Raw genomic sequence first — 16,155 nt, 5'->3', positions numbered from 1 at the left:
CCCTGTCAGAACTTATAACCGCGGTGCAACGCAACGATACCAGCCGTCAGGTTGTAGTAGTCGACGCTTTCAAAACCGGCGTCCTGCATCATGGCCTTCAGGGTCTCCTGATTCGGGTGCATGCGAATAGACTCCGCCAGGTAGCGATAGCTTTCACCGTCTTTGGCAACCAGTTCCCCTACGCGCGGCAGCACGTGGAAAGAGTAGGCGTCATAGGCTTTGCTGAGTGGCTCAATAATCGGTTTCGAGAACTCCAGCACCAGCAGACGACCGCCCGGCTTCAGGACGCGATACATTGAACGCAACGCTTTGTCTTTATCGGTGACGTTACGCAGACCAAACGAAATCGTGATGCAGTCAAAAGTGTTGTCGGCAAACGGCAGCGCTTCCGCGTTAGCCTGGATGTATTCAACATTGCCGACGATACCGATGTTGCGCAGCTTTTCGCGCCCCATTTTCAGCATGGAGTCGTTGATATCCGCCAGCATGACGCGACCCGTTTCACCCACCAGGCGAGAGAACTTCGCCGTCAGGTCGCCGGTGCCGCCGGCCAGATCCAGAACGGTCTGTCCACGGCGCACGCCGCTGCAATCGATGGTGAAACGCTTCCACAAACGATGAATCCCGAACGACATCAGATCATTCATAACATCATATTTTGCGGCCACAGAATGGAATACATGCGCCACCATGTCCGCCTTCTGCTCTTTGGCTACCGTCTGAAAACCAAAGTGCGTCGTTTCTTGTGAATCCTCAACCATCTTAATGCCTGCTTATCAAGAAAATGTTCACCGAGTGTAACAGATTCAGCGCATTTCCCATACGCTTCAACGCGGCGTAGCGGGCTCGCCGGGCATCACCTCATCGGCCGGATCGGCGGTAAATTCGTTATCTTCAAGCGCTTTTTGGTCTTCTTCAGAACGATACTCATCGTCATGAGCCGTTGCCCGATCGACTAAATCAGGATTAATCCCGCGCTTCACTTCAACGCCAAGACCGCGGAACGCTTCTGCCTGTACCAGCAGATTCCCGCGCCCGGAAGCCAGCTTTTTCATCGCCTGACGATAGTTATCCTGAGCTTTATCCAGGCTCTGCCCGATGGCGGACATATCATCAACGAACAATCGCATTTTGTCGTACAGCCGACCTGCGCGCTCAGCGATTTTCTGCGCATTGCGACTTTGATGTTCATAGCGCCAGAGATTGGCAATCGTGCGCAGCGCCACCAGCAGCGTCGTCGGGCTGACCAGCATAATGTTGTTCTTCAGCGCTTCGCTGATAAGCTCAGGCTGACGGTCGATAGCCAGCAGGAAAGCCGGCTCCACGGGAATAAACATCAGCACATAGTCGAGCGAACGCAGGCCCGGCAGCTGCTGATAATCTTTACGCCCGAGCAGGCGAATATGGTTACGTACCGAGGCGATATGCTCCTGCAACGCCGCCTCGCGGGTATAGTCGTCTTCGGCATTAAAATAGCGTTCGTAGGCAACCAGCGTCATTTTGGCATCAATGACCACGTCCTTCCCCTGCGGCAGGCGGACGATCACATCGGGCTGCATGCGCGAACGACTTTCCGTTTCGATACTGACCTGGGTCTGGTATTCATACCCTTCACGTAGCCCGGAAGCTTCCAGCACGCGGGTTAACACCACTTCGCCCCAGTTACCCTGCGTTTTGTTATCCCCTTTCAACGCCCGGGTCAGGTTCAACGCCTCCTGCGCCATCTGCGCGTTCAGCTGCTGCAGATTGCGGATCTCATGAGCCAGGGTATGCCGCTCACGCGCCTCCTGGCCAAAACTGTCCTGCACCTGGCGACGGAAACCGTCCAGCTGTTCACGCAGCGGCGTCAGCAGGCCATGCAAACTCTGCCGGTTCTGCTCCTCAACGCGCCGGTTGCTGTGTTCGAAAATGCGGTTTGCGAGGTTTTCAAACTGTTCGCTCAGACGCTGTTCGCTGTTCGCCATCTGACGAATTTTATCCTCGGCGTGTATCCGGGTAGATTCAAGGCGGGTGGTGACTTCGCGGAGATCGGCCTCCAGAGAGCTATTGATGTCGCGCAGGCTGCGCAGTTCGTTATTCAGCAGCTCGCATTCATCGCGCCAGTGGGCCTCCTGCACCAGCTGCTGGCGCGCGGCGCTGAGTTCGATATCCAGTTCGCGACGCTCCTCGATAAGATCGGCGCGCACCTGGTCAGCTTTGGCTTTGGTCGCCAGCCATCCTGCGACCAGCCCTACGGCCAGCGCCACAACGGCACTTATCACAATCGAGATATCCACAACGCCCCCTGCGGCAACAGCTTACGACACAAAAATAGAATTGTGCTGTATAAACGTCCAGTTTAAAAGCGATTTCCTGCGAGGCGCCGCGCAAAAAACAAAGGCCGGAAGATCCGGCCCTGGGGTGAGAAGCGAGGAATTACAGCAGGCGGCGAGCCGCTTCCACGACGATTTTTACCGCGTGACTTTCGGTTTGCTTCATGGTTTCCGCGTTCGGAATTTCCTGCTGGGTACGGTTGACGATAACTCCGGCGACCATCCCGGCACGCAGCCCCTGGCTGGCGCACATGGTCAGCAGGGTCGCCGACTCCATCTCGTAGTTCATGACTCCCATGGACTGCCACTCTTCCATAGAACCTTTAAAACGGCTGACCACGCGACCGGAGAAGGTGTCGTAGCGCTCCTGGCCTGGGTAGAAGGTGTCAGACGATGCGGTCACGCCGATATGGGTGGTCGCCCCGATCGATTTTGCCGCTTCCACCAGCGCAGTGGTGCAGGCAAAGTCAGCCACCGCCGGGTATTCCATCGGCGCAAAGTGCAGACTCGCGCCGTCGAGACGTACGGATGCGGTGGTGACCAGCACGTCGCCGACGTTAATGTGTGGCTGGATAGCACCGGTGGTGCCGATACGCAGGAAGGTCCGAATCCCCAGTTGCGCCAGTTCTTCAACGGCAATGGACGTTGACGGGCCGCCGATACCGGTAGAGCAGACAATGACCGACTTGCCATCCAGTTCAGCACGCCAGGAGGTAAATTCGCGATGAGATGCCAGTTTGACCGGCTTATCCATCAGCGCGGCGATCTTTTCCACACGCTCCGGATCGCCAGGGACGATAGCCAGCGTAGCCCCTTGTAAATCGTTTTTGGTGAGGCCGAGATGAAAAACATCAGACTTAGACATAAAAAACTCCTCTGTGGGTCGAATTATCAGCAGAAGCAAAACGGTACTGTACAGAAGCTATTTGCTTAATTTTGTGACAAAAATCACCATGAACAAAAATCATTGCAATGATTTTCCATCAAAAAGTGATAGTCGTCACATTAACAAGTTATATTCAGCGGGTCTGAACAAAAGATAGCCTGTTTCAGGCACTGTGCTTTGTTAACGTCCGGTCGATAGCGTCTATAGTTATCGATGCGCTAATAAATAAGGGTACGGAGAATACCATGACCACAACCAAGCAACCTGGCTTTGCGCCTGCAGCCACACCACACGCTTCTACCGCCGTTCATACCTCGGAGGAGAGCATCACCACAGGCGAAACGTCGATCCCCACCCAGGGAGAGCACATGCCGGCGTATCATGCTCGTCCGAAGAATGCCGATGGCCTGCTCCCGGTCGTTATCGTTGTTCAGGAAATTTTCGGCGTCCATGAACATATCCGCGACATTTGCCGCCGCCTGGCGCAGGAGGGGTATCTGGCTATCGCACCAGAGCTCTACTTCCGCCAGGGCGATCCGAATGACTATACCGATATCCCCACCCTGTTCCAGGAACTGGTCAGCAAAGTGCCGGATGCGCAGGTGCTGGCCGACCTCGACCATGTCGCCAGCTGGGCCGCACGCCACGGAGGCGATGCTCATCGTCTGCTGATCACCGGCTTCTGCTGGGGTGGACGCATTACCTGGCTTTATGCCGCCCACAACCCGCAGCTGAAAGCCGCTGTCGCCTGGTACGGGAAGCTGGTCGGGCAGAAAACCCTGAACTCAGCGAAATATCCGCTGGATATCGCCGTTGATCTCAACGCGCCGGTGCTGGGGTTGTACGGTGGCAAAGACGCCAGCATTCCGCAGGATACGGTGGAAACCATGCGCCAGGCGCTTCGCGCGGCCAACGCCAAAGCGGAGATCATCGTCTACCCACAAGCCGATCACGCCTTTAACGCCGATTATCGCGCCAGCTATCATGAAGAGTCGGCCAAAGACGGCTGGCAGCGCATGCTGGCGTGGTTTGCCCAGTATGGCGGGAAGCGCGCGTAAGCCGCTAACGGTTGCCGATATGGCGGTTAATCATATCGGCGATCGTTCCGTCATTCATCCATGCCGCCAGGCAACCACAGACAAATTCATAGTGCTGTAGCCTGTTCCGGGGAACGCAAATCGCTTGCTGTATCTGGCTGAAGCTATCAGGCAACAGGTGAAACTGCGGATATTCCCGCGCCACGCTGGCAAGCGGTTGACGGATCCCGGCAACCATGTCCCCTTCCCCGGCGATAAACGCGCGGATTGCCTCCTGGGAGGTCGCGTATTGCTGCATCGTCGCCTGGCGTAACGTTCGAATCAGATACAGTTCATAGGCCGCCCCTTTCCCGACGTTAATCGTCACGCCCGGGCGATCCATCTCTTGTACGGAGTGGATATCGCTGTCGTTTCTGACCAGCAATGAACTTTCAATCGTGACATAGGGCGGGGTGAAGCACAGCTGGTCTTCACGCGCGGGATCAATTGCCAGGAAAGCAATATCCCACTGATCCAGTGGGGCCGCCTCAACCACTTTTCCGGCCGTCGGCCAGGTCACAAACCGCGCCTCGCAACCGCATTCAGCGGCCAGTTTTTTGGCTAACTCGGCGGTGATGCCGCCAGGGGTGTTATCCGGCAATAGCGTGGCGAGAACCGGGTTCCCCAGATTAATAGCAAAACATAAAGACCGCTGCGGATCGTCGAGCCTGGTCATCATTCTCCCCCGGGAATATCAGTGCTTGCTCAGTGCAGCTAAGCGTAGCCCAGACGGGGAAACTCCGCAGGTTGAACGGTGCATTTGCCGGTACGGAACAAAAAAGACAAAAGAAGAGGAGGCCTGAGCCTCCTCCGGGACGGGGGTGACAGAATTATGCCTGGCGCAGGTTCTGCGCGGCTTTCACCATATTGGCCAGTGCGGCGCGGGTTTCCGGCCAGCCGCGGGTTTTCAGGCCGCAGTCCGGGTTAACCCACAGACGTTCCGCCGGGATACGCTGCGCCGCTTTCGCCAGCAGCGCTTCAATCCACTCCACGCTCGGGACGTTCGGTGAATGGATGTCATACACGCCCGGCCCGATTTCATTCGGGTATTCGAACTCTTCAAACGACTCCAGCAGCTCCATGTCAGAACGCGAGGTTTCGATGGTAATCACGTCTGCATCCAGCGCGGCAATCGAATCCATGATGTCGTTGAACTCGCAGTAACACATATGGGTGTGGATCTGGGTATCATCCCGCGCCACCGCGGCATTGATCCGGAAGGCTTCCACGCCCCACCGCAGGTAAGCATCCCAGTCGCTACGCTTGAGCGGCAGGCCTTCACGCAGCGCCGGTTCATCAATCTGGATGATACCGATACCGGCGGCCTCCAGATCCGCCACTTCATCACGCAGCGCCAGCGCAATCTGCTTAGCGATAGTTTCGCGGCTGACATCTTCACGCGGGAAGGACCAGCACAGGATGGTCACCGGACCGGTCAGCATGCCTTTCACCGGTTTGTCGGTCAGCGACTGGGCAAACTTCGCCCACTCAACGGTGATCGCTTCCGGGCGGCTGACATCGCCGATAACCACCGGCGGCTTCACGCAGCGGGAACCGTAGCTCTGTACCCAGCCATTTTGCGTGAAGATGAACCCGTCGAGGTGTTCACCGAAGTACTCCACCATGTCATTACGCTCGGCTTCGCCGTGAACCAGAACATCCAACCCTAAACGTTCCTGCTCTACAATCGCCTGCCTGATGTGTTCAGCGATACCGGTGCGGTAGTTGTTCGCATCCAGGTTGCCTTTTTTGAAGTCCAGGCGCAGGCCGCGGATCTCGGTAGTTTGTGGGAAAGAGCCGATGGTCGTGGTCGGCCACGCTGGCAGATTAAAGCGCGCGCGCTGCGCCTGGGCGCGTTCTGCATAAGGGCTGTTACGCTGGCTGTCCTGTGCGGTAATCGCCGCCAGGCGTTTTTCCACTGCGGCATTATGCACGCGGGTTGAGTGGCGGCGAGCCTGAATCGGCGCGCTCCATTCCACCAGTTTCGCCGTATCGCCGCTGTTTAGCGCATCGCGCAGCAGGGCCAGCTCGGCACATTTTTGCAGGGCGAAGGCGAACCAGCTTTTCACTTCCGCATCGAGGCGGGTTTCCACGCTCAGATCGATCGGGCTATGCAGCAGAGAACAGGAAGAGGCAACCCACAATTCGCGCTTACCGACGATATCTTTAATTTGCGCATACTTCTCCGTCAGGTCGGCGCGCCAGACGTTGCGGCCATTGATCAGGCCCGCAGAGAGCAGCCAGTCGGCTGGCAGACGCTGGTGCAGATCGGCCACATTATCTTTACCGTGAACCAGGTCAACATGCAGGCCCTGTACCGGCAGCGCGGTGATGGTGTCGAGGTTAGCGGTGATGCCTTCAAAGTAGGTGGTCAGCAGCAGCTTAACCTGACCTGCGAGCGCGTCATACGCTGGTTTAAACGCATCCAGCCACGCCTGCGGCAGCTCCAGCACCAGAGCCGGCTCGTCAATCTGCACCCACTCGATACCGCGTTTTGCCAGCTCAGCCAGCACCTGCAGATAAACCGGCAGAATGTCGTTCAGCAGACTCAGGCGGTCAAACTGTTCGCCTTTTACTTTGCCGAGCCACAGATAAGTCACCGGTCCCAGCAGGACGGGTTTAATCTTATGACCCAGCGCCAGCGCTTCGTCCACTTCATCCAGCAGCTGGGTCCAGGTCAGCTTAAACTGCTGGCCTTTGGTGAACTCTGGCACCATGTAGTGGTAGTTGGTGTTAAACCATTTGGTCATTTCTGCCGCTGCCGCCGGTTCGCCGGTCGGCGCACGGCCGCGGCCAATGCGGAACAGGGTATCGATATCAACCGAGCCATCTTTGTTCTGATGACGAGCCGGCACGTTACCCAGTAGCAGGCTGGTGGTCAGAACATGGTCGTACCAGGCGAAATCGCCCACCGGCAGCAGGTCAACGCCCGCTTGCTGCTGCTGCCCCCAGTGGCGGGCGCGCAGCTCGCGGCCCACCGCCAGCAGTTCTTCGCGGGTCGAGTTACCCGCCCAGTAGCTCTCTTGCGCTTTTTTCAACTCCCGACGCAGGCCAACGCGGGGGAAACCGAGGGTGTGATTAATAATTGTCATTTTTAAGACCTCATAATTTTTTAATCCGAAGGATTTCGGATTTAGGGAAGGCGGCAAACTTGATCATTCCCGGGAGCTTACTCATGTAAGTGACCGGGGTGAGCAAGCGCAGCCAACGCACCATAAATTCGAAAGACACAGGATTTAGCCATCCAGATGTTTACACATCCATAATTGACAGGTACTGTATATTCCTCAAGCGCAAATTATTCATGCCGAAGTGAAGGACTTTCATGATCGAAATTAAACACCTGAAAACGCTACAGGCGTTGCGGAACAGCGGGTCTCTGGCAGGCGCTGCGGCAGCACTGCATCAAACCCAGTCCGCCTTGTCTCACCAGTTCAGCGATCTGGAACAGCGCCTTGGCTTCCGCTTGTTTGTACGTAAAAGTCAGCCTCTGCGCTTCACGCCGCAGGGGGAGATCCTGCTGCAACTGGCAAACCAGGTTCTGCCGCAAATCAGCCGTGCGTTGCAGGACTGCCACGAGCCGCAGCAAACCCGCCTGCGCATCGCTATCGAGTGTCATAGCTGTATTCAATGGCTGACTCCGGCGCTGGAGAGTTTCCGCGCCCGCTGGCCGCACGTCGAAGTGGATTTCCAGTCTGGCGTCACCTTTGACCCGCAGCCCGCCCTGCAGCAAAGTGAGCTGGATCTGGTCATGACGTCCGATATCCTGCCGCGTAGCGGCCTGCACTATTCGCCAATGTTTGATTATGAAGTCCGTCTGGTGCTGGCGCCGGAGCATCCGCTGGCGGCGAAAACGCGCATCGCGCCGGAAGATCTGGCGTCGGAACTGCTGTTGATTTATCCGGTTCAACGCAGTCGCCTGGATATCTGGCGCCACTTCCTGCAGCCGGCCGGTATCAGCCCGCAGCTCAAAAGCGTTGATAATACCCTGCTGTTAATCCAGATGGTCGCCGCGCGGATGGGCATCGCTGCCCTGCCGCACTGGGTGGTGGAAAGTTTTGAGCGCCAGGGTCTGGTGGTCACCAAAACCCTGGGCGAAGGACTGTGGAGCCGATTGTACGCCGCGGTACGCGACGGCGAACAGCGTCAGCCGGTCACCGAAGCGTTTATTCGCTCAGCGCGGAATCACGCTTGCGATCATTTGCCCTTTGTCCGGAGTGCGGAGCGACCCAACGGCGATGGACCCACAGTGAGGCCAGGATCACCAGAGCCCCTGTAATAAAGCTCGGCCAGTGGGGCTGCTCCTGCCATATTGCAAGGTTAACCAGCAGCCCGGCTGGCACGTGCACGTTATTCATAATGCCCAGCGTTCCGGCATCCACCTGCGTGGCTCCGTAGTTCCACATAAAGTAGCCCAGCCCCGACGCCGCCACGCCCAGCCAGACCAGCACGCCCCACTGTAGGGTGGTGGTTGGCAACCGCTGCGGATTGCCCAGCATAAACCAGGCCGCTACCGCCACCAGGAAAGCCCCCATATAGAACCACGCAAAGGCGTTGTGCTGCGGCATCGGACGCAACTCCATCAGGCGCTTATAGCCCACCATGCCGATAGCAAAACTGAGGTTCGACAGCTGAACCAGCAGCAGCCCGGTCCAGAAATGATCGCTCACTTTGTCATAGCGAATAATCGCCGCGCCCAGTACCGCCAGTCCCGCGCTCAGCAGATATCCCCAGCGGAGCTTGCGTCCGCTCAGCAAATCGTAAATCAGCGTGATATAAAGCGGCGTAAAAACGGTAAACAGCAGGAATTCAGAAACCGTCAGGTACACATAGGCGCGGAATGCCAGCAGGTACATGATGCCAAGCTGCATCGCGCCGACCAGCATGTAGAGCACGATAGTACGCGGCGATTGCCCGCGGGTACGCAGAAACGGCAGGAACACCAGCGCCGCCAGCCCCACGCGCATGAGCACGGAAAAGTAGCTATCAACGCTACCTGCCAGGTATTCGCCTATCAGGCTAAAGGAAAAAGCCCACAGGATAGTGGTAATAATCAGTAGCGCCACAATGAATGTCTCTCAGGAAGAAGTGCACTCATTGTAGCGAAGAGTCAGGTTGACAACTGGTCGGTAAACAAACAGTCGTCAATCTTTATCAGGCGAGATAGAGCTTACGCAAATAGTGCGGCACCGCATCGTCAGCGTTGCTGCCGATCACCTCCAGATCCGGATGCAGGTCTTTCAGCCGCTGGTGAGCATTCTGCATGATGCAGCCTTTGCCCGCCATCGACAGCATTTCTGCGTCGTTCATGCCATCGCCGAAAGCGATGCAGTCTTGCAGGCGATAGCCCAGCATTTTAGCAACCGCTTCCAGCGCATGCCCCTTCGACACGCCCCCGGCCATCACTTCCAGGCAGGTCAGCGTGGAGAAGCTGACGTTCACGCGATCGCCCCAGCGGGCGTTGATCGCCTGCTCCAGCGGCAGCAGATGCTCATGATCTTCGCAGGTGAAAAATACTTTGCTGATCCCGTCCGGATCAAGCTCGCCCGCTTCGTAGAGCTTGTAGTTGAACACGGCTTCTTTGAAAAAACGCATCTCTTCCGGGCGATGACGGTTCATATACCACTCGTCTTCGCGGTAGACGTTGGTCACCACTTTCGGGTCATTGCGCATCATTTCAAACAGATCGGCTGCGATGTCGCGGTCAAGGTTATGGGCAAAGATCTGTTTTCCCTCGCCGTCGTGCACGCGCGCGCCGTTGGAGGTGATCATGTAGGATTGAATGCCGAGATTATCGCGAATCTGACCGACATCGATGTAATGACGGCCGGTTGCGAAGACAAAATCGATCCCGCGCGCGGTCAGCAGCTGCAGCGTCTCTTTTGCGTAGGGAGTTAAGTAGTGATCGGGGGAAAGCAGCGTGCCATCTAAGTCAGACGCAACAACCTGGTACATAAAAATTTTAACCTCTAAGCAGAGCGACGAGCGTTTCGCCGGATTAAGAGCCAGGCCCATCAGGCTCTAATTATGTCGACCAAAAAAATCGACGATGGCATTCAGCGCGACTGAGCGCATAGCGTCCTTTTCAAAAAGGATCTCATGGTATGCCCCTTCGATGACAAGCGGCTTATTACCTTCGCAGGGCCGACCTGCCGCGGCACGGAGTGCGCAGTAGCGTTCGTGCATGCGGTTATCGACCACACGTTCTTCTTCTGCCTGCAATAACAATGTGGGAGTGGTGTCTTTCTCTACGCCCGCCAGCGCTTCTTCTCCGGCGAGGATCCCCTCGCGCACCCAGTGGTAGGTTGGCCCGCCGACGCGTAGCTGCGGTTCATCGGCATAGAAGCGCAGATTACGGCGATAGCGTTGGCGACTGTGCGTCAGCACGTTGACCGAAAAAGGCAGCGCCCGCCAGCGACCGGTACCCAGCGCATACTCTTCACGAATGCGCTGATGGCCCTCAGCCCAATCGAGAATATGGCGCACCATCCAGTCCGGGAAACGCATCACGATCCCAAACATGGGCGCGCACAGCGCAATGGCGTCGCAATGCTGTTGGTGGCGCTGCAAAAACAGCGTCGCGATGGCGCCCCCCATCGAATGCGCAAGGATAAACCGTTTTCGCCAGTGGCCGGGGGCAACTTCCTGCTGCCAGAGCGCGGCCAGATCGTCGACATAATCGCTAAAGCGCACTACGTGGCCGCGATGGCTGTCGGTCAATATTCGCCCGGATCGCCCCTGACCGCGATGGTCGATAATCATCACGTCAAAACCGCTGTGGAAAAGATCGTAAGCCAGCTCGGCATATTTAACGTAGCTTTCAATACGCCCCGGACAGATGACCACGACCCGGTCGTTATCTTTGGCGCAAAAGCGAACAAAACGGACCGGGACATCGTCTACGCCCCTGAATTCCGCCTCTTCCCGCTGATGCCAGAAATCGGTGAGCGGCCCCATCGTAAAAGCCGCAAACGCGTTTTCTCGTGTATCCCAATCCTTTTGCTGCCGAAACATCGGGCTTACACCCCTGTTAACCACTGAAAATCGTTTTTTTATCGCGTATCACACAATGCTTACGCAATAGCGTATTGTGGCATAAAAACAGACAATCAGGGAGTTTCTCATGACGTTCGAGTGGTGGTTCGCCTATCTGCTGACATCCATTATCCTCAGCCTGTCGCCGGGTTCCGGGGCCATCAATACCATGACGACCTCGATCAACCACGGCTACCGCGGCGCGGCGGCCTCGATTGCCGGATTACAAACCGGGCTGGCGATTCATATCATCCTCGTTGGTATCGGCCTGGGAACGCTGTTTTCCCGCTCGGTGCTGGCCTTCGAAGTGCTGAAGTGGGCCGGGGCGGCTTACCTTATCTGGCTGGGGATTCAGCAGTGGCGCGCGGCGGGATCGCTCAATCTTAATACCCTGGCAAAGGCGCAAACGCGCGGAAAACTGTTCCAGCGCGCGGTTTTCGTCAACCTGACCAACCCGAAAAGCATTGTCTTTCTCGCGGCCCTGTTCCCGCAGTTTATCGTGCCGCATCAACCGCAGGTCATGCAGTATCTGGTACTCGGCGTCACCACTATCGTGGTGGATATCATCGTGATGATTGGCTACGCGACGCTGGCGCAGCGTATTGCCGCGTGGATTAAGGGGCCGAAACAGATGAAGGCGCTGAACAAAATCTTCGGATCGTTGTTTATGCTGGTAGGCGCGCTGTTGGCTTCCGCACGCCATGCCTGACGGGAGAGGCCCGGTTTGCCTTCAGCAAACCGGGAAAATCCGCGCTTAGCGCGAAATGATCAGATGGATGCCGAAGCCGGCAAACAGCGTACCGGCAATGCCGTCGATCCATTTTGCCATCCGCTGGTAACCACGACGCATGGCCGGTAAAGCGAACAGGCTGGCCACGATGGTAAACCAGACCAGCGTTTCCAGAACGATCAGCAGGAAAATCCCCCAGCGCTCGCCCGTGCCGACGCTATCGCCGACAAACAGTGAGAAGACAGAACCAAAATAGATAATCGCTTTAGGGTTGGCGAGGTTGGTCAGCAGCCCTTTGAGGAAGCTGCGCCCGCTGCGGGCCAGCTCGACCTGCGGCTCCGCCGCCGGCGCATCGCTTTTCTTCAGCGCGCCGCGCAGCATCTGATAGCCCATCCAGCACAGGTATAAGCCGCCGCCGACCATGATAATGGTATGCAGCCAGGCCATTTTTTCGATAATCAGGTGCAGGCCAAGCAGCGCGACGCCCGCCCAGACCATCACGCCACAGGTAATCCCCAGCACGCCCATCATCGCCTCTTTACGAGAACGGCTAACGGCGGTCTGAGAAACAAAGAAAAAGTCCGGACCTGGACTCATCAGCGCAATGATATGCACCAGCGCGACGGTGAGGAAAAGCATCAGCATGATTGAACCCTAATCTATCGGTAATATTTAGCAGGAATATAGTGTAGTTCGAAACTATCCTGACACTTTTTCACCCGGCTGACTACTCATCTTCACCATCAATGTGCGCGCGGATCAGCGCCATAAACTCTTTGCCGAAACGCTCCAGTTTTCGCGTACCGACGCCGTTCACGCTCAGCATCTCACCGGCGGTTATCGGCGACTGCTCCGCCATTTCGATCAGCGTCGCGTCGTTAAAGACGACGTACGGCGGGATATTTTCCTCATCGGCAATCGCTTTACGCAACTTGCGCAGCTTGGCGAACAGCTTGCGGTCATAATTGCCGCCGAAGGATTTTTGCATCGCCTTCGGCTTCAACGCCACGATACGCGGAACGGCGAGCTGCAGCGGAACCTCGCCACGCAGTACCGGACGTGCGGCTTCGGTCAGCTGTAGCGCCGAATGCTGGGCGATATTTTGCGTGACCAGGCCAAGATGAATCAGCTGACGAATCACGCTGACCCAGTGTTCATGGCTCTGTTCCCGACCGATGCCGTAGACCGGCAGCTTGTCATGCGCCATCTCGCGGATACGCTGATTATTGGCCCCGCGCAGGACCTCCACCACGTAGCCCATACCGAAGCGTTGGTTCACGCGGTAAATGGTCGAGAGCGCCTTACGCGCGTCCATTAACCCGTCATACTGTTTTGGCGGATCGAGGCAGATATCGCAGTTGCCGCACGCTTCCTGGCGCCCTTCGCCAAAATAGTTGAGCAGCACCAGACGGCGACAGGTTTGCGCTTCGGCAAACGCGCCCATTGCGTTCAGCTTGTGGCGTTCAATGTCCTGCAGCGGCCCGGCGGGCTTCTCCTCCAGACAGCGACGCAGCCACGCCATGTCGGCCGGATCGTAAAACAGCATCGCTTCCGCCGGCAGACCATCGCGCCCGGCGCGACCGGTTTCCTGGTAGTAGGATTCAATATTACGGGGAATGTCGAAGTGCACCACGAAGCGGACGTTGGGTTTATTGATCCCCATGCCGAAAGCGACCGTGGCCACCACGATTTGCAGATCGTCGCGCTGGAATTTCTCCTGCACATCCGCACGAATGTCATTCTCCAGCCCGGCATGATAGGCCGCCGCGCTGATTCCGCGGCTTTGCAGACGGGCGGCGGTATCTTCCACTTTCGAACGGCTGTTGCAGTAGATAATGCCCGATTTGCCGCGCTGGTCCTGCACGTAGCGCATCAGCTGATCGAGCGGTTTAAACTTCTCCATCAGCATGTAGCGGATATTCGGGCGGTCGAAGCTGCTGACCTGAATCAGCGGGTCGTTCAGCCCCAGCAGACGCACGATATCCCGGCGGGTGGTGTCATCGGCGGTGGCGGTTAACGCCATAAACGGAATCTGCGGCACGCGCTGGCGCAGTTGGCCCAGGGCGGCATATTCAGGACGGAAATCATGCCCCCACTGGGAAATACAGTGCGCTTCATCCACCGCCACCATTGCCAGGTTCCAGTGGCTGAGATGCTCAAGGAAATTATCCAGCATCAAGCGCTCGGGGGCGATATACAGCAGACGAATCTGCCCACTGCGGCAGCCGGCCATGACCTCCTGCTGCTGCTCGCGGCTCTGGGTCGAGTTAAGGCAGGCGGCGGCCACGCCGTTGGCCAGCAGTTGGTCGACCTGATCTTTCATCAGCGAGATCAGCGGCGATACCACCACCGTCAGGCCGCCAAGCACCAGCGCTGGCACCTGATAGCACAGCGATTTGCCGCCGCCGGTCGGCATGACGACCAGGCAGTCGCGCCCGCCCAGCGCCGTATCGATAATGGTTTCCTGGCCTGGGCGAAACTGCTGGTAACCGAAGGTTTCCTGTAAAACCTGCTTTGCCAGCAATGTTTGATTCAATACTTCCGCCTGCGCCACGTTGACCCCGTCTGCCTGAAAAGAAAACAGGCGCTATTTTCAGCGCCAGTGAGCCAGAGTGCAACGATTAAAACAGATCGTTGAGCATCACCCCGACGCCAACCCGGGTCTGGTTAAAGTTATAATCGATGAGTGATTCGCCGTAACCGCTGTAGACCTGAGTGTAGAAACGCACATGTTTGGTTATCGGATAACTCACCCCAAGCTCCGCACCGCCATAGCCGGTATTCCAGTTATACTGCCCCTGGGCGCTGAGGATAGCATCGCCCAACTGATAGCCGATTTTCAGGCGATAATAGCCCATATATTTCGTGATATCCGGGTTATCGTTGGTGCTGCCGATGACATACCAGGGCTTCACCTCCACCAGCCAGTTGCCATTTTGCGCCATCAGGCGGGCATACAGGCGGTTCCAGCTGCGGGAAGTGGGATCCGAGCGGCCGTTAGAGTCGTGGTTGTAACCCATTTCGACATCACGCAACGTCCAGCCGGCAAGCTGATAATCCGTAGCAAATCCCAAAAACAGCTGCGGTTCATAGTTAGTTTCACGAAATGGCGCGGACTCTTTGCTGTTGGAGAGCTGCCACCAGGACTTCTGCGTATAGGAAGCCCCGAGCAGCGAGTTCTCGCCGAGGATCCCTCGCCACAGCGGAAACGCCAGGCTAAGCTGGAATTTCACTTCGTCCTTGCGGGCATTTTTCGCCCAGTCATAGCTGGAGATCGCTTCCTTGTTGATATCGCTACTCCACGAATAGAGCAGGTAGTTGCTCTCATAGGGATACAGCAGGAAAGGATTGTCATGATCCTGCAACAGGTTAGCGATAATGCTGCCGCGTACCGCAGGGGTATCATGAACGGGATGACTAACCGGTGCATCCTGCGCCAAAACGCCAGCCGGAAGCGCGCTAAGCGCCAACAGCCACGCCAAAAAGATACGCATTACAGTTCTCCTGAATGAGTGATTATTATTTCTGTTTTATCCGGGATTCATTCTACCTGTTTACGGGCTCTCCGCCCGCTTATCCGTTCTGAAAGTGGAAATCACCGTTTTAGAAGCATAAAATCAACATTTCATTAACGAATGGATACAATTGTCATGTCTGAACTCACAGCCGAAGCCGCCCTTAAGCTGGTGGGAGAAATCTTTGTCTACCACATGCCTTTTAATCGCGCCTTAGGCCTGAAGCTGGAGCGTTACGAAAAAGAGTTTGCTCAGCTCAGCTTTAAAAACCAGCCGATGATGGTTGGCAACTGGGCGCAAAGTATTCTGCATGGCGGGGTCATCGCCTCCGCGCTGGATGTAGCCGCAGGACTGGTGTGCGTAGGCAGTACGCTAACCCGACATGACACCATTAACGAAGAAGAGTTACGCCAACGTCTGTCGCGCATGGGGACCATCGATCTGCGCGTTGATTATCTGCGCCCTGGGCGCGGCGAGCACTTTACCGCCACCAGCAGCCTGTTACGCGCCGGGAATAAGGTCGCGGTCGCCCGCGTGGAGCTGCATAACGAAGATCAGGTCTATATCGCCAGCGCCACGGCGACGTATATGGTGGGTTGAT

General features: G+C 56.8%; 15 protein-coding genes. 4 read left to right on the top strand and 11 right to left on the bottom strand.

The genetic code is table 11. From position 1 onward, the window contains the following. Positions 1-5 precede the first annotated feature (5 nt). The 3 genes from ubiE to udp form a co-directional block, all read right to left on the bottom strand. Positions 6-761: a bifunctional demethylmenaquinone methyltransferase/2-methoxy-6-polyprenyl-1,4-benzoquinol methylase UbiE gene (ubiE, locus tag FNY10_RS25485; RefSeq protein ID WP_100685974.1), complete on the bottom strand. Its 756-nt coding sequence runs from the start codon at positions 759-761 to the stop codon at positions 6-8. 66 nt (positions 762-827) lie between these two features. Further along, on the bottom strand, positions 828-2,276 hold the full coding sequence (gene rmuC / locus FNY10_RS25480; protein ID WP_131050045.1) for a DNA recombination protein RmuC: 1,449 nt from the start codon (positions 2,274-2,276) through the stop codon (positions 828-830). Between the two features lie 139 nt (positions 2,277-2,415). Further along, entirely contained in the window at positions 2,416-3,177 is a 762-nt protein-coding gene (gene udp / locus FNY10_RS25475; protein WP_004869655.1) for a uridine phosphorylase, read from the bottom strand. A 266-nt stretch (positions 3,178-3,443) separates the two neighbouring features. Between udp and FNY10_RS25470 the strand changes: the two genes are divergently transcribed. Continuing rightward, positions 3,444-4,256, top strand: a complete 813-nt coding sequence (locus FNY10_RS25470) for a dienelactone hydrolase family protein (RefSeq protein WP_100685972.1) — start codon at positions 3,444-3,446, stop codon at positions 4,254-4,256. Positions 4,257-4,260: 4 nt separating this feature from the next. On the opposite strand, the gene FNY10_RS25465 is transcribed toward FNY10_RS25470, so the two are convergent. Together FNY10_RS25465 and metE are read right to left on the bottom strand one after the other, a co-directional pair. Continuing rightward, the gene (locus tag FNY10_RS25465; protein WP_131050044.1) at positions 4,261-4,950 is read right to left on the bottom strand and encodes a transporter substrate-binding domain-containing protein; all 690 of its coding nucleotides are present in this window, start codon (positions 4,948-4,950) and stop codon (positions 4,261-4,263) included. Between the two features lie 154 nt (positions 4,951-5,104). Beyond that, positions 5,105-7,366, bottom strand: coding sequence for a 5-methyltetrahydropteroyltriglutamate--homocysteine S-methyltransferase (gene metE, locus FNY10_RS25460; protein ID WP_141965666.1), 2,262 nt, complete (start codon positions 7,364-7,366; stop codon positions 5,105-5,107). A gap of 233 nt (positions 7,367-7,599) precedes the next feature. On the opposite strand from metE, the gene metR reads away from it, so the two are divergent. Continuing rightward, entirely contained in the window at positions 7,600-8,553 is a 954-nt protein-coding gene (metR, locus tag FNY10_RS25455) for an HTH-type transcriptional regulator MetR (protein ID WP_141965668.1), read from the top strand. Here the strand turns inward: metR and FNY10_RS25450 are convergent. The 3 genes from FNY10_RS25450 to pldB form a co-directional block, all read right to left on the bottom strand. Then, positions 8,441-9,340 (bottom strand): carboxylate/amino acid/amine transporter, encoded by a 900-nt coding sequence (locus tag FNY10_RS25450; RefSeq protein WP_100685968.1) that lies wholly within the window; start codon positions 9,338-9,340, stop codon positions 8,441-8,443. The genes metR and FNY10_RS25450 overlap by 113 nt on opposite strands. An 88-nt stretch (positions 9,341-9,428) precedes the next feature. Further along, a complete protein-coding gene (yigL, locus tag FNY10_RS25445; protein WP_100685967.1) occupies positions 9,429-10,229 on the bottom strand; it encodes a sugar/pyridoxal phosphate phosphatase YigL in 801 nt (266 codons plus the stop codon). 66 nt (positions 10,230-10,295) lie between these two features. Beyond that, entirely contained in the window at positions 10,296-11,288 is a 993-nt protein-coding gene (gene pldB, locus FNY10_RS25440) for a lysophospholipase L2 (RefSeq protein ID WP_131050038.1), read from the bottom strand. A 109-nt stretch (positions 11,289-11,397) separates the two neighbouring features. Between pldB and rhtB the strand changes: the two genes are divergently transcribed. Continuing rightward, positions 11,398-12,018, top strand: a complete 621-nt coding sequence (gene rhtB, locus FNY10_RS25435) for a homoserine/homoserine lactone efflux protein (protein ID WP_100685965.1) — start codon at positions 11,398-11,400, stop codon at positions 12,016-12,018. Positions 12,019-12,063: 45 nt separating this feature from the next. On the opposite strand, the gene rhtC is transcribed toward rhtB, so the two are convergent. The 3 genes from rhtC to pldA form a co-directional block, all read right to left on the bottom strand. Continuing rightward, on the bottom strand, positions 12,064-12,684 hold the full coding sequence (gene rhtC, locus FNY10_RS25430; RefSeq protein WP_131050037.1) for a threonine export protein RhtC: 621 nt from the start codon (positions 12,682-12,684) through the stop codon (positions 12,064-12,066). An 82-nt stretch (positions 12,685-12,766) separates the two neighbouring features. Next, complete coding sequence (gene recQ, locus FNY10_RS25425) at positions 12,767-14,593, bottom strand: ATP-dependent DNA helicase RecQ (RefSeq protein ID WP_100685963.1); 1,827 nt, start codon at positions 14,591-14,593, stop codon at positions 12,767-12,769. A 67-nt stretch (positions 14,594-14,660) separates the two neighbouring features. Further along, a complete protein-coding gene (gene pldA / locus FNY10_RS25420) occupies positions 14,661-15,533 on the bottom strand; it encodes a phospholipase A (protein WP_131050036.1) in 873 nt (290 codons plus the stop codon). 156 nt (positions 15,534-15,689) lie between these two features. Between pldA and yigI the strand changes: the two genes are divergently transcribed. Then, the gene (gene yigI, locus FNY10_RS25415; RefSeq protein WP_100685961.1) at positions 15,690-16,154 is read left to right on the top strand and encodes an acyl-CoA thioesterase YigI; all 465 of its coding nucleotides are present in this window, start codon (positions 15,690-15,692) and stop codon (positions 16,152-16,154) included. Position 16,155 lies beyond the last annotated feature (1 nt).

Origin of the sequence: Klebsiella sp. Lac1, assembly GCF_009825425.1 — a bacterium.
In the GTDB taxonomy this organism is placed as follows: Bacteria; Pseudomonadota; Gammaproteobacteria; order Enterobacterales; family Enterobacteriaceae; genus Klebsiella; species Klebsiella electrica.
Note: the sequence above shows the minus strand (reverse complement) of the source record. Positions and strands in the feature narration are given on the sequence as shown.